Origin of the sequence: Modestobacter sp. VKM Ac-2984 (assembly GCF_026967985.1) — a bacterium.
Classification (GTDB): domain Bacteria; phylum Actinomycetota; class Actinomycetes; order Mycobacteriales; family Geodermatophilaceae; genus Modestobacter.
In genome coordinates, this window is the sequence record NZ_JAPVBJ010000003.1 from 544,706 (window position 1) to 556,343 (window position 11,638).

Annotated in this window: 11 protein-coding genes; 5 read left to right on the forward strand and 6 right to left on the reverse strand. The window is 72.1% G+C overall.

The features are described 5' to 3' along the window. Window positions 1-125: 125 nt before the first annotated feature. The gene (locus tag O2W16_RS09600) at window positions 126-1,397 is read right to left on the reverse strand and encodes an endo-1,4-beta-xylanase (RefSeq protein WP_269158590.1); all 1,272 of its coding nucleotides are present in this window, start codon (window positions 1,395-1,397) and stop codon (window positions 126-128) included. Between the two features lie 106 nt (window positions 1,398-1,503). Between O2W16_RS09600 and O2W16_RS09605 the strand changes: the two genes are divergently transcribed. The 4 genes from O2W16_RS09605 to O2W16_RS09620 all read left to right on the forward strand — a co-directional run bounded on the left by O2W16_RS09605 (window position 1,504) and on the right by O2W16_RS09620 (window position 5,808). Then, entirely contained in the window at window positions 1,504-2,799 is a 1,296-nt protein-coding gene (locus O2W16_RS09605) for an ABC transporter substrate-binding protein (RefSeq protein WP_269158591.1), read from the forward strand. Window positions 2,800-2,941: 142 nt separating this feature from the next. Further along, on the forward strand, window positions 2,942-3,790 hold the full coding sequence (locus O2W16_RS09610; RefSeq protein WP_269158592.1) for a carbohydrate ABC transporter permease: 849 nt from the start codon (window positions 2,942-2,944) through the stop codon (window positions 3,788-3,790). Between the two features lie 37 nt (window positions 3,791-3,827). Then, complete coding sequence (locus O2W16_RS09615) at window positions 3,828-4,664, forward strand: carbohydrate ABC transporter permease (protein ID WP_269158593.1); 837 nt, start codon at window positions 3,828-3,830, stop codon at window positions 4,662-4,664. A 151-nt stretch (window positions 4,665-4,815) separates the two neighbouring features. After that, window positions 4,816-5,808 carry a LacI family DNA-binding transcriptional regulator gene (locus O2W16_RS09620; RefSeq protein ID WP_269158594.1) on the forward strand — a complete coding sequence of 331 codons (993 nt, stop codon included), beginning with the start codon at window positions 4,816-4,818 and terminating at the stop codon, window positions 5,806-5,808. A 145-nt stretch (window positions 5,809-5,953) separates the two neighbouring features. On the opposite strand, the gene O2W16_RS09625 is transcribed toward O2W16_RS09620, so the two are convergent. Further along, window positions 5,954-6,796 (reverse strand): pseudouridine synthase, encoded by an 843-nt coding sequence (locus O2W16_RS09625; protein ID WP_269158595.1) that lies wholly within the window; start codon window positions 6,794-6,796, stop codon window positions 5,954-5,956. A 178-nt stretch (window positions 6,797-6,974) separates the two neighbouring features. Here O2W16_RS09625 and O2W16_RS09630 point away from each other — a divergent pair, with 178 nt between their 5' ends. Continuing rightward, on the forward strand, window positions 6,975-8,153 hold the full coding sequence (locus tag O2W16_RS09630) for an LLM class flavin-dependent oxidoreductase (RefSeq protein WP_269158596.1): 1,179 nt from the start codon (window positions 6,975-6,977) through the stop codon (window positions 8,151-8,153). Between the two features lie 4 nt (window positions 8,154-8,157). Here O2W16_RS09630 and scpB read toward each other — a convergent pair whose 3' ends face one another. From scpB to O2W16_RS09650, 4 genes are all read right to left on the reverse strand, one after another. After that, on the reverse strand, window positions 8,158-9,117 hold the full coding sequence (gene scpB, locus O2W16_RS09635) for an SMC-Scp complex subunit ScpB (RefSeq protein ID WP_269158597.1): 960 nt from the start codon (window positions 9,115-9,117) through the stop codon (window positions 8,158-8,160). Then, complete coding sequence (locus O2W16_RS09640) at window positions 9,114-9,980, reverse strand: segregation and condensation protein A (protein ID WP_269158635.1); 867 nt, start codon at window positions 9,978-9,980, stop codon at window positions 9,114-9,116. The genes scpB and O2W16_RS09640 overlap by 4 nt, the downstream gene beginning before the upstream one ends. Window positions 9,981-10,084: 104 nt before the next feature. Continuing rightward, entirely contained in the window at window positions 10,085-10,615 is a 531-nt protein-coding gene (locus O2W16_RS09645) for a hypothetical protein (protein ID WP_269158598.1), read from the reverse strand. Next, window positions 10,612-11,535 (reverse strand): ParA family protein, encoded by a 924-nt coding sequence (locus O2W16_RS09650; protein WP_269158599.1) that lies wholly within the window; start codon window positions 11,533-11,535, stop codon window positions 10,612-10,614. Before O2W16_RS09650 ends, O2W16_RS09645 begins: the two co-directional genes overlap by 4 nt. Between the last annotated feature and the right edge of the window lie 103 nt (window positions 11,536-11,638).

Genomic DNA, 11,638 nt, shown 5'->3' on the forward strand with positions numbered 1-11,638 from the left:
CTCAAGAGAGTCCGTCCTGTGTGGTGTGTGCTGGTGCGGCGATCCGATGAGCCGCCTGTGCCGTGGCCGGCTGCGGCAGGTGCTGCGCCCGCACCATCCTGCCCCGGCCCCGAGGTGGTGTGCCGTCAGGGGAGAGTGACCACCGGCGTCGGCGCGTCGGCTCGGAGCTGCCAGGAGGCCGTGCCGCCCGCTGCTGAGACCGCGTAGTCCCCGGCCCAGCCGCGCACGGCCACCCGGCCCTCGCCGTCCGTCCGCAGCTCGGTCGGGGCCAGCCACCAGTCCTCCTTGACCAGGCCGCGGAGGGCGTCGTAGGCCGGCTTCGGTGTGCCGTCGGCACGGACCAGCCCCGCGGGTGCACCCAGCCAGGCGCCCCGGTCGGTGATCCCCCAGTAGGTCACGGCCTGCACCGCGGGGTGGGCCAGCAGGGTCCGGTAGTGGCGGACGACGTCCTCGGCCTGCCGCTCCTCGCCGGCCGGCGTGGAGGGCCATGCGTCGACCTGGTGGTCGTTGAGGTCCACGATCTCCGGCGGCATGAGGTCGCCGGAGACCAGGGTGGTCTCGGTCCAGTGCAGCGGCAGCCCGTAGCGGGCGAACCGGTCGCAGACCTCCTGCGTCCGCTCCTCGCCCCAGTAGCCCTGGTGCATGTGGCTCTGCAGGCCGATCGCGTCCACCTGCACCCCGGCTTTCAGGACGCCCTCGATCAGGCACTCGTAGGCGGTGCCCAGGTTGAAGTCGTTGAGGACCAGCGTCGTGGCCGGGTTCGTGCCGTGCGCCTCCTCGAAGGCGAGCCGGATGGTGGGGATCCGTCCGATGCGCCGGCACAGCCGGGTGATCGCGTTCTGCCGCTCCTCGTTGGTGAACACCGGCATGATCACGACCTCGTTGATCGCGTCCCAGGTGTCGACCAGGCCGGCGAAGGAGCCGACTTCCCGCCGCACCCGTGCGCGCACGATCTCCTCGACCTCGGCGTCGGTGTGCTCCCGCAGCCAGTCCGGGGCCAGCGTGTGCCAGACCAGCGGGTGGCCCTTGACGGCCACGCCCCGGTCGCGGAACCACCGGGCCGCAGCCTGCAGCCGCGCGGTGTCCGGCCGGCCCTCCGCGCGTTCGAAGCCGGCCCAGTAGAAGGGCAGCGTCGCGGTGTTGAAGACGTCGAGGAACAGCTCCTCGAGCCGTCCGGCGGCGGCTGGATCCGCGCCGCCGAACACGTTGTCCCGGCCCGCCCCCTGCTCCTGGTTGGCCAGCCCGACGAAGTCGAACCCGATGTTGCCGAACGCGAATCGGTGCCGGACCTGCTCGACCAGCACCTCGCTGTCCGCACAGGGTGAACCGTCCGCGCGTCGTACCGTGAGCGTGGCGTCGATCACGCGGGCCGCATCGGCGGCAGCAGCAGGGGTCATGGTGCGAAATCGTTATCGACATCGATTGACAACGCAAGTGTCCGCTGCGACCTTCATAAACGTGTTGCACGCCACGACGGCGTGCGAAGTGACGAAGGGGTCAGACATGCGGCGTTCGGGGCGAACAGCTCTCTCGGTGCTGTGCGGCAGCGCGGTGCTGCTGACGGCCACTGCCTGTGGTGGCGGTGAGGAAACCAGTGCAGCCGGGGGTGACGACAACACGATCACCTGGTGGCACAACTCCAACAACGAGCCCGGCCGGGGCTACTACGAGCAGGTGGCCGCGGAGTTCGAGGAGGCGAACCCGGGGGTCGAGGTCGAGGTCGAGGCCATGGCCCACGAGGACATGGTCGACCGACTGGCGGCGGCCTTCCAGAGCGGCGACCTGCCGGACGTGTACATGGAGCGCGGCGGCGGCGAGCTCGCCGACCACGTGGAGGCCGGCCTGGTCCGCGATCTCACCCAGGAGTCCGACGAGGCGATCGAGAAGCTCGGCGGCAACGTGTCCGGGTGGCAGGTCGACGGCCAGACCTACGCACTGCCGTTCTCCCTCGGCGTCGTCGGCTTCTGGTACAACACCGAGCTCTTCGAGCAGGCCGGGATCACCGAGGCCCCGCAGACGATGGAGGAGCTCTACGCGGCCATCGAGAAGCTGAAGGCCGCGGGCATCACGCCCCTCTCGGTCGGCGCGGGCGACAAGTGGCCCGCCGCTCACTACTGGTACTACACGGCGCTGCGCGCCTGCGGCCAGGACGTCCTCGAGGACGCCGTCACCAGCCTCGACTTCACCGACGAGTGCTTCGTCGAGGCCGGCGAGGTCCTGGAGGAGCTGCTGGCCACCGAGCCGTTCAACCCCGGCTTCCTCACGACCCCGGCACAGGAGGGGGCCACCTCGGCCTCCGGCCTGCTCGCCACCGACCAGGTCGCGATGGAGCTGGCCGGCCACTGGGAGCCCGGCGTCATGCAGGGCCTGACCGACGACGGCGCGGGCCTCGGCGAGAACACCGGCTGGTTCGCCTTCCCGGAGATCGAGGGTGGCGAGGGCGACCCCGCGGCACAGCTCGGCGGTGGTGACGCGTGGGCCGTCTCGACCGACGCCCCCGACGCATCGGTCGACCTCGTCAACTATCTGCTCTCCGACGAGGTGCAGACCGGGTTCGCGGAGAACGACATGGGCCTCCCGACCAACCCGGCCGCCACGAGCGCCGTCTCCGACCCGGCGCTCGCCCAGCTGCTCGAGGTCCGCGACGCGGCCCCGTACATCCAGCTCTACTTCGACACCGCCTTCGGGCAGTCGATCGGTGGCGCGATGAACGACTCGATCGCCCTGATGTTCGCCGGCGAGGCGACGCCGCAGGAGATCGTGGACGCCACCATGCAGGCCGCCGAACTGGAGAAGTGATCCACCGATGACCAGAGTGACCGCTGCGCCGGCGGCGACGTCCTCCGGCGCAGCGGTCACCCGGGGCGGCGCAGACGCCCCCCGGGTGACCGGCCGTCGCCGAGGCGGGATGCGTCGGCAGCGCCTCGAGATCCTCCTGTTCGTGACGCCAGCCCTGGCGCTGATGGCCGTCTTCGTCCTCTACCCGGTCTTCTCCGCAGCCCGGATGTCGCTCTACAGCTGGCAGGGCTTCGGCCCGATGGACGACTTCATCGGCCTGGAGAACTACCTGCGCGTGCTCACCGACGAGGTCTTCACCGACGCGGTCATGCACAACTTCATCATCGTCTTCGCGTCGATCGCGGTGCAGCTGCCGCTGGGCCTGGCGCTCGCGCTGCTGCTCAACCGCCGCATCAAGGGTCGCGGGCTGCTGCGGACGATCGTCTTCGTCCCCTACGTGCTGGCCGAGGTCATCGCCGGCGTCGTGTGGTTCCAGCTGCTGCAGCCCCGCACCGGGCTCCTCGAGCAGGCCGTGTCGTCGGTCGGGATCCCGGTCCCCGAGCAGGGGTTCCTGGGCACTCCCGACCTGGCGCTGACCACCGTCTTCGTCGTCCTGACGTGGAAGTACCTCGGCCTGGCCGTGCTGCTCTTCCTCGCCGGGCTGCAGGGCGTCCCCGACGAGCTCCACGAGGCCGCGCAACTCGACGGCGCCTCGTGGTGGCAGGTCCAGCGCCGGATCGCGGTCCCGCTCATCGCGCCCACCATCCGCACCTGGGTCTTCCTGTCGATGATCGGCTCGCTGCAGCTGTTCGACATGGTCTGGATCCTCACCGGCGGTGGGCCGGCGAACGCCACGACCACGATGGTCACCTACCTGATCAGCATGGGCACCCAGCGCAGCAACTACGGGATCGCGGGCGCGGCATCCGTCGTGCTCTTCCTCATCGGCTTCGCCATGGCGCTGGCCTACCAGTACCTGGTGCTGCGCCGAGACACGAAGGCCGACGCATGAACCGGGTGCAGCACGAGCGACGAGGAGGACAGCGCTGATGGCACGGCGAGCAACCGCGTACGGGCGGGGCGGCCCGTTGGTCTACCTGGTGGCCCTGGTGGTCGTGGCGGTCACGCTGGGGCCGGTGCTCTACGGCGCCCTCGGCGGCTTCCGCAGCAACGCCCAGCTGGCACGCGACCCCGCCGGACTCCCCGACCCGTGGGTGTTCAGCAACTACACCAGCGTCCTCAGCAGTTCGGCGTTCTGGCAGTACACGCTCAACTCGACCGCCATCGCCCTCATCACCACGGTGGTGGCGGTGCTCGCCGGCGTGATGGCCGCCTACCCCCTGGCGCGCTACCAGTTCAAGCTCCGGGAGCCGCTGTTCCTGGTCTTCGTGCTGGGCCTGCTCTTCCCGGCCGCGGTGGCGATCATCCCGCTGTTCATCCTCGTGACCCAGGACCTGGGGCTCGGCGACACCTGGTGGGGCGTCGCGCTGCCGCAGGCGGCGTTCGCACTGCCGGTCACGGTCGTGATCCTGCGGCCGTTCCTGGCGGCGCTGCCCAAGGAGCTCGAAGAGGCGGCCATGCTCGACGGCGCCACCCGCGTGGGCGTCTTCTGGCGGATCGCGGTCCCGCTGTCGATGCCGGCCCTGGTCACGGTCGGCGTGCTGGCCTTCGTCACCTCCTGGAACGCCTACCTCCTCCCGCTGCTCCTGCTGCGGGGCGAGACGCGCACCCTGCCGCTGGGCGTGGCCGACTTCTCGACCCAGTACTCTGCCGACACCGCGGGGGTGCTCGCGTTCACCACCATCGCGATGATCCCGGCGCTCGTCCTGTTCCTCGCGATGCAGGGGCGCATCGTCAGTGGGCTCCAGGGCGCGGTCAAGGGATGATCCGGACACCCGGGGTCGATCCCGGACCAGGAGAGGGTGGTCGGTGAAGCTCGACTCCACGCCGGACGACGTCGTCCCGACCTTGCTCGTGGACGGGTGTGCGAGCTCCAGCACGCGCCCTCCCACGCCCCCGTTGCGCGGCAGGGTGACGATGCAGCAGGTCGCCTCGGAGGCCGGCGTCTCGATCTCCACCGTGTCGAAGGTGATCAACGGGCGGTACGGCGTCTCGGCGGAGACCGTCGACCACGTCACCCGGGTGATCGACCGGCTCGGCTACGAGGCGAGCCTCGTCGCGCGCAGCCTGCGCAACCGTCGGACCAACGTCGTCGGCGTGCTCGTCATGGACTTCGAGCCCTTCAGCACCGAGGTCCTCAAGGGCGTGGCCGACGCCGTCCACGGCACCGGGTACGAGTTGATCGCCTACTCCGCCGGTGGTCATGAGGAAGCCCGGGAGGGCTGGGAGAGGCGCTCGCTCACCCGGTTGATGGCGACCCTGGTCGACGGTGCCGTGCTCGTCACGCCGACGGTCACCGACGTGCAGGCCGACGGTCCGGTGGTGGCGGTCGACCCGCAGGCCGGGCCGTCGGCGCTGCCTGCCGTGGCCGCGCACAACCTCCAGGGCGCCCGGCTCGGGGTCGAGCACCTGATCGAGCTCGGGCACACCCGGATCGGCATGATCACCGGTCGCTCGGACCTGATGTCCGCGCAGCAGCGGGAGCAGGGCTACCGCGAGGCGATGGCCGCCGCGGGACTGGGCGTCGACCAGGCGCTCGTGCAGTCCGGCGGGTTCGAGCCGGACCTCTCGCGCGTGGCGGCTCGTGAGCTGCTGTCCGGCACCGATCGACCGACCGCGGTGTTCGCGGCGAACGACCTCTCTGCGCTGGCAGTGCTGGAGGTCGCGCAGGAACTCGGCATCGACGTGCCCGGTCAGCTGTCGGTCGTCGGCTTCGACAACATCCCGGAGTCCGTGCTCGCCGAGCCCTCGTTGACCACGGTGCAGCAGCCGATCCGCCGGATGGGCCAGGAGGCCGCCGAGATGCTCCTCGCCCTGATCGCCGGGGAGGACGTGCACGACCTCGACCGGACCCTGGACACCTCGCTGGTGCTGCGCTCGTCCACCGCTCCGCCCGGGCAGGTTCTCTGACCGGTCCGCGTCCACCCCGGTGGCGGCCGACCCCGCGCGGACACCGAGCCAGTGACGACGACTGCGGCCGCCGACCCGAGTGGGTCGGCGGCCGCAGTCGTGTGTGGTCGGCCCTCCTGCCGCGCGCGGGCAGGAGGGCGTTCGGTCAGAGGCCGACGAGCTCGTGCAGGGCGCCGACCTCGGTACGGGTGAGCTTGCGGATCGTGCCGCTGCGCATCCGGGCCAGCTCGATCGGCCCGATGGCGGTGCGGGTGAGCCGGTTGACCGGCAGCCCGACCTCGTCCAGCAGCCGGCGCACGACGTGCTTGCGGCCCTCGTGCAGCACGACCTCGACCACCGACTGGCCGGCGTGGGTGTCCACGACCTGGAAGGAGTCGACGACGACGGGGCCGTCCTCCAGCTCCACGCCCTTGCGCAGCCGGCGGGTCACGTCCCGCGACACCGAGCCGCTGACCTGCGCCAGGTAGGTCTTCTTCACCTCGTAGGAGGGGTGCGCCAGCCGGTGGGCCAGCTCGCCGTCGGTGGTGAGCAGCAGCAGGCCCTCGGTGTCCTGGTCCAGCCGGCCGACGTGCACCAGCCCGGTGGCCAGGTCGCCCATCATGTCGCCGACGGTGGGTCGCCCGCGGTCGTCGCTCATCGACGTGATGACGCCGAAGGGCTTGTTCATCGCGTAGGTGACCTTGTCGTTGCGGATGTCGATCCGCCGGCCGTCGACGGCGATGACGACGGTGTCCGGGTCGACCCGCTTGCCCTGGACCCGGACGACCTGGCCGTCCACCGAGATGCGGCCCTGGTCGATCATGTCCTCGCACACCCGGCGGGAGCCGACGCCGGCCCGGGCGAGGACCTTCTGCAGTCGTTCGCCGGGGGCGTCGTCGTCGGGCTCGGTCGGCTCGGCGTCCCGGGGGTGCGCCGGGGCGAGCTCCATGTCCTCGGACCAGCCCTCGCCGCCGGAGGTGGTGGGCGTGTCGTCTGCAGTCGTGTCCATCCCCACCAGTCTCCCATCTCCGTGCCACCCCGATCGCCACCTGCGACGGGGCGCCAGGCCGGGGCTGCCGAACTGGCCCGGTGTGCCCACCGTGGCCCTCGACAGCGTCCCCGGCGAGCAGCAGACTGCCGAGGGTGTGAGCCAGCTCACGTCAGTGCGCCCCGTCGAGGAGGATCCCATGGACCGCATGCGGTTCGGCACGTTCCTGGCCCCGTTCCACCCGGCCGGCGAGAACCCGACGCTGGCCCTCCAGCGCGACCTGGAGCTGATCGAGCACCTGGACCGATGCGGCTACGACGAGGCCTGGATCGGCGAGCACCACTCCGCGGGCACCGAGATCATCGCCTCGCCCGAGATCTTCATCGCCGCGGCGGCCGAACGCACGCGGCGGATCAAGCTGGGCACCGGCGTGACCTCGATCGCGTACCACAACCCGCTGTGGGTGGCCGAGCGGATGGTGCTGCTCGACCACCTCACCCGGGGCCGCGCGATGCTCGGCTGCGGACCGGGCTCGCTGCCCACCGACTCGATGATGCTGGGGCTGAACCCCACCGACACCCGTGAGCTGATGGAGGTCGACCTCGACATCATCATGCGGCTGCTGCGCGGGGAGACCGTCACGGCGACGACCCGGACCCACGAACTGGTCGACGCCCGGCTGCACCTGCGCCCCTACACCCAGCCGTGCTTCGACATCGCCGTCGCCGCGGTCGCCTCCCCCACCGGGCCCCGGATGGCCGGCCGGCACGGCATCGGCCTGCTCTCCATCGGCGCCACCCTGTCCAAGGACGGATTCGACGCCCTCGCCCACCACTGGAGCGTCGTGGAGGAGCGGGCAGCGGCGCACGGGCAGACGGCGTCCCGGCAGGACTGGCGGCTCGTCGGGCTCATGCACGTCGCCGAGACCCGCGAGCAGGCCTACCGCGACGTCCAGTTCGGCATCGAGACGTGGTTCCGCTACTTCCAGAAGACCGCAGCCTTCCCGCAGATGGCGGTCGAAGGCGGGGACGCCAAGGAGATGATCGACTTCATCAACGAGGCCGGCATCGGCGCCATCGGCACCGTCGAGGACGCCCGGGCCCAGGTGCAGCGGCTGTGGGACCAGTCCGGCGGCTTCGGCTGCATGCTGCTGCTCGGCCACGAGTGGGCCGACCCGGAGGCGACGAAGCGCTCCTGGGAGCTCATCGCCCAGCACGTCATGCCGCACTTCCAGGGCGGCGCCGTCTCCCACGCCCAGCAGACGCTCGACGCGAAGGCCCGCGCCACCGGCAAGCGCGAGGACTACGCGGCGGCCCAGCTGCAGGCGGTCGCCACCATGACCGAGCGGTACGAGCAGGAGAAGACCGGCGCGAACTGACCGCTCACGCGTCGGGGTGCTCGTCCACCATCGCGGCGGTGTCGGGCAGCAGCGGGGCCAGCTCGGGCAGCTCGTCCAGGCCGGTGAGCCCCAGCCGCTCGAGGAACAGCGGCGTCGTCACGTACAGGCCTCCCCCGGTGTCCGGGTCGGAGCCTGCCTCGCGGATCAGGCCGCGGGAGACCAGCGTGCGGACGACGGCGTCCACCCCGACCCCGCGGATCGCCGACACCCGGGCCCGGGTCACCGGCTGCCGGTAGGCGATGACGGCGAGGGTCTCCAACGCGGCCTGGGTGAGCCGGCTGCGCTGACCCTCCAGGAGGTGCCGCTCCACGACCGGGGCGTGCTCCTCCCGGGTGTAGAGCCGCCACCCCTCCCCCACCCGGCGCAGGGCGATGCCGGCCCGCCGGTGGTCGTAGTCGGCGGCCAGCGCGGTCAGCTCCGCCCGCACGCGGGCGACCGGGCAGCGCAGCGCCGCGGCCAGTGAGCCCTCGTCGATCGGGGAGTCGATGACGAACAGCAGCGCCTCCAGCCCGCCCCGCACCGCCGCCGGCTCCAGCTCCTCGGCCATCGGCTCGTCGGTGACCGGGCCCGCGGTCACGGCCTCCTCGACCGGGGCCTCCCGCTCGGGGACCTCCTCGAGCTGGACCGGGGGCGCCGCCGGTGCCCGGCCCAGCGGGGCCGGGTCCGGCTCCCGGCCGGGGACGTCGCCGGGCGGCGGCGCGGCCGGGGCACCGAGGTCGGCGGCCAGCTGGGCGGCCACCTGCTCCCAGCCGGCGACCACGGCCTCCTCGTCGTGCTCCTCCAGGGTCGCGGCGAGCTCGGCGGCGACGGCGTCCCAGGAGAACGGCGGCGGCACCGCCTGCTCCGTCGCCTCTCCACCGTCCGTCGCTCCTCCACCGCCCGCCGCCTCGACACCGTCGGGGTCGACGCCGTCCGGCCGGTCGTCGTCCGGCTGGTCGCTCATCCGTACTCCTCCAGGTGCTCGGCGGTGTCCGCGTCGATGGTGTCCAGGTCGATGGTGTCCAGGTCGATGGTGTCCGCGTCGATCTCCTCGGGCAGCCGGCCGCCCACCAGCGCCGGCCCGGTCCAGCGGACGTGCAGCTCCCCCAGCGGCGCCACCTGGTCGAAGGTGACCAGCTGCTGGCGGTACAGCTCCAGCAGCGCCAGGAACCGGGCGACGACCTCCAGGGTGTGTGCGCAGTCGCTGCTCAGCGCCCGGAACGTCGCCGTCCCGGCGGTGGCGATCCGGCCGCGGACCAGCAGCAGCTGCTCGGTGACGCTGACCGCGGGGGCGTGCAGGTGGGAGACGCTCACCGTCGGGGGCGGCTTGGGCACCAGCGCCTGGTGCGCGATCGCCGCGAACTGCTCGGGCGTCACGCCCAGCAGCACCTCGGGCAGCAGGTCGGCGAAGCGTTGTTCCAGGTCCGCGTTGCGGGGGAAGCGGCGGGCCGCCTCGGCCTCGCGGCCGCGGAGGAACTCCGCCGCCCGCTTGTAGGCCCGGTACTGCAGCAACCGGGCGAACAGCAGGTCCCGGGCCTCCAGGACGGCGAGGTCGTCCTCGTCCTCCACGTCGGCGGCGGGCAGCAGCCGGGCGGCCTTCAGGTCCAGCAGCGTGGCGGCGACGACCAGGAACTCACTGGCCTGGTCCAGGTCCAGCTCGTCGCCGAGGGCCCGCAGGTGGGCGATGAACTCGTCGGTGACCGTGGAGAGCGCGATCTCGGTGACGTCGAGCTTGTGCTTGCCGATCAGCTGCAGCAGCAGGTCGAACGGGCCCTCGAAGTTGGTCAGCCGGACGGTGAACCGTCCGTCGCCGGCCTCCCCCGTCATCACCGGACCAGCCTACGGCCGCGTCCGGGTGTTGATCATCGGCGATCGGCTGACCGACACGTCGGGCGGGGCAGCCACTCGCCGATGATCAACGGCGCCGTCCTTCAGTGCTTGCGGAGGCGGCGGACGAGGACGGAGTTCTCGCCGTGCACCTCGAGGTCGTCCAGCAGGACGGCGATCGCCTCCCGGACGATCCGGCCACGGTCGGTGGCCACGCCGTGCTGGCCGCGCAGGGTCAGCCGGGCGGTCTCCAGGGCGAGCAGCTCGTCGGCCGAGCAGTAGACGGTGATCTTCTCCTCGTGCCGGGTGCGCCCCTTCTCGGTACGCGCCCGGGTCTGCTGCGGCCGGAGCGGCGCGGCCGCCGGCATCGTGGCGCGGTGCGAGGCCAGCTCGTCGACGACGATGCGCGGTGCGCCACCGGCCACGTCGGGCACCAGCGCCAGCGGCGGGACCTCCGCCGGGCCCGACGCCGTGGCCGGGGAGTCCCCGTCGGCCCGGGAGCCGTTGGAGCGCAGCGCGGGCGAGGACTGGGCGGCGGCCAGGGTCGACAGCTCGGTGACCGGCGCCGGCTGCGGCGCCGTGTCGGTCATCCGGAACAGCTCCGAGGCACCCGGGAGCACGGGCCGGCGCGTCACAGGGCCAGGACCTCCTTGGCCAGGTCGCGGTACGCCGCGGCGCCCGACGAGGTGGGGGCCCACTGGGTGATCGGCTGACCGGCGACGGTGGTCTCCGGGAAGCGGACCGTGCGGGAGATGACGGTCTGGAAGACGGTGTCGCCGAAGGCCTCGACGACCCGGCTGAACACCTCGCGGCAGTGCACGGTCCGGGTGTCGTACATGGTGGCGAGGATCCCGGAGATCTCCAGGGACGGGTTCAGCCGCTCCTTGACCTTGTCGATCGTGTCGACGAGCAGCGCGACCCCGCGCAGCGAGAAGAACTCGCACTCCAGCGGGATGATCACACCCTGCGCGGCGGTGAGCGCGTTGACCGTCAGCAGCCCGAGGGACGGCTGGCAGTCGATGAGCACGTAGTCGTAGTCCTGGCGCACCGCGGCGAGCACCCGCATCAGGGTCTGCTCGCGGGCGACCTCGCTGACCAGCTGCACCTCCGCGGCGGACAGGTCGATGTTGCTCGGCACCAGGTCCAGCCCGGGGATGTGGGTGGCCACCCGGACGTCGGCCAGCGTGGTCGCCGGCTCCATCAGCGCGTTGTAGATGGTGCGGTCCAGCCCCTGCGCCGGGACGCCGAGCCCCACCGACAGCGCACCCTGCGGGTCCAGGTCGACCAGCAGCACGCGGCGGCCCTGCTCCACGAGTGCGGCACCGAGGTTGATGGTCGACGTCGTCTTGCCGACCCCGCCCTTCTGGTTGCACATCGCGATGATCTGCGCCGGCCCGTGGGAGGTGATCGGCTTCGGGTCGGGCAGCTTCCGCTGCCGGGCCTTGGCGGGGTCGACGCGGCTCGTCGGGACGCCCATCTCGGCGTCGCCCGCCGGGGCCCCTCCGCGCGGGAGCGCGACGGCGGAGGCCGCCGCCTCGGCTCGTCTCGACGACATCGCTTCTGCCTCTTCCCTGGACTGTGCGGACCGCGGCTCCCGGTCGGGGGCACGGCGGGGAACGCGCACTGCCGGCAGGGGGGAAGCCGCCGATCCGTTCTCC

What these genes read in the sequence shown, in the direction of transcription:
- O2W16_RS09600 (WP_269158590.1), bottom strand. Translation starts at nt 1,397, where the DNA reads ATGACCCCTGCTGCTGCCGCCGATGCGGCCCGCGTGATCGACGCCACG.
- O2W16_RS09605 (WP_269158591.1), top strand. Translation starts at nt 1,504, where the DNA reads ATGCGGCGTTCGGGGCGAACAGCTCTCTCGGTGCTGTGCGGCAGCGCG.
- O2W16_RS09615 (WP_269158593.1), top strand. Translation starts at nt 3,828, where the DNA reads ATGGCACGGCGAGCAACCGCGTACGGGCGGGGCGGCCCGTTGGTCTAC.
- O2W16_RS09620 (WP_269158594.1), top strand. Translation starts at nt 4,816, where the DNA reads ATGCAGCAGGTCGCCTCGGAGGCCGGCGTCTCGATCTCCACCGTGTCG.
- O2W16_RS09625 (WP_269158595.1), bottom strand. Translation starts at nt 6,796, where the DNA reads ATGGACACGACTGCAGACGACACGCCCACCACCTCCGGCGGCGAGGGC.
- O2W16_RS09630 (WP_269158596.1), top strand. Translation starts at nt 6,975, where the DNA reads ATGGACCGCATGCGGTTCGGCACGTTCCTGGCCCCGTTCCACCCGGCC.
- scpB (WP_269158597.1), bottom strand. Translation starts at nt 9,117, where the DNA reads ATGAGCGACCAGCCGGACGACGACCGGCCGGACGGCGTCGACCCCGAC.
- O2W16_RS09640 (WP_269158635.1), bottom strand. Translation starts at nt 9,980, where the DNA reads ATGACGGGGGAGGCCGGCGACGGACGGTTCACCGTCCGGCTGACCAAC.
- O2W16_RS09650 (WP_269158599.1), bottom strand. Translation starts at nt 11,535, where the DNA reads ATGTCGTCGAGACGAGCCGAGGCGGCGGCCTCCGCCGTCGCGCTCCCG.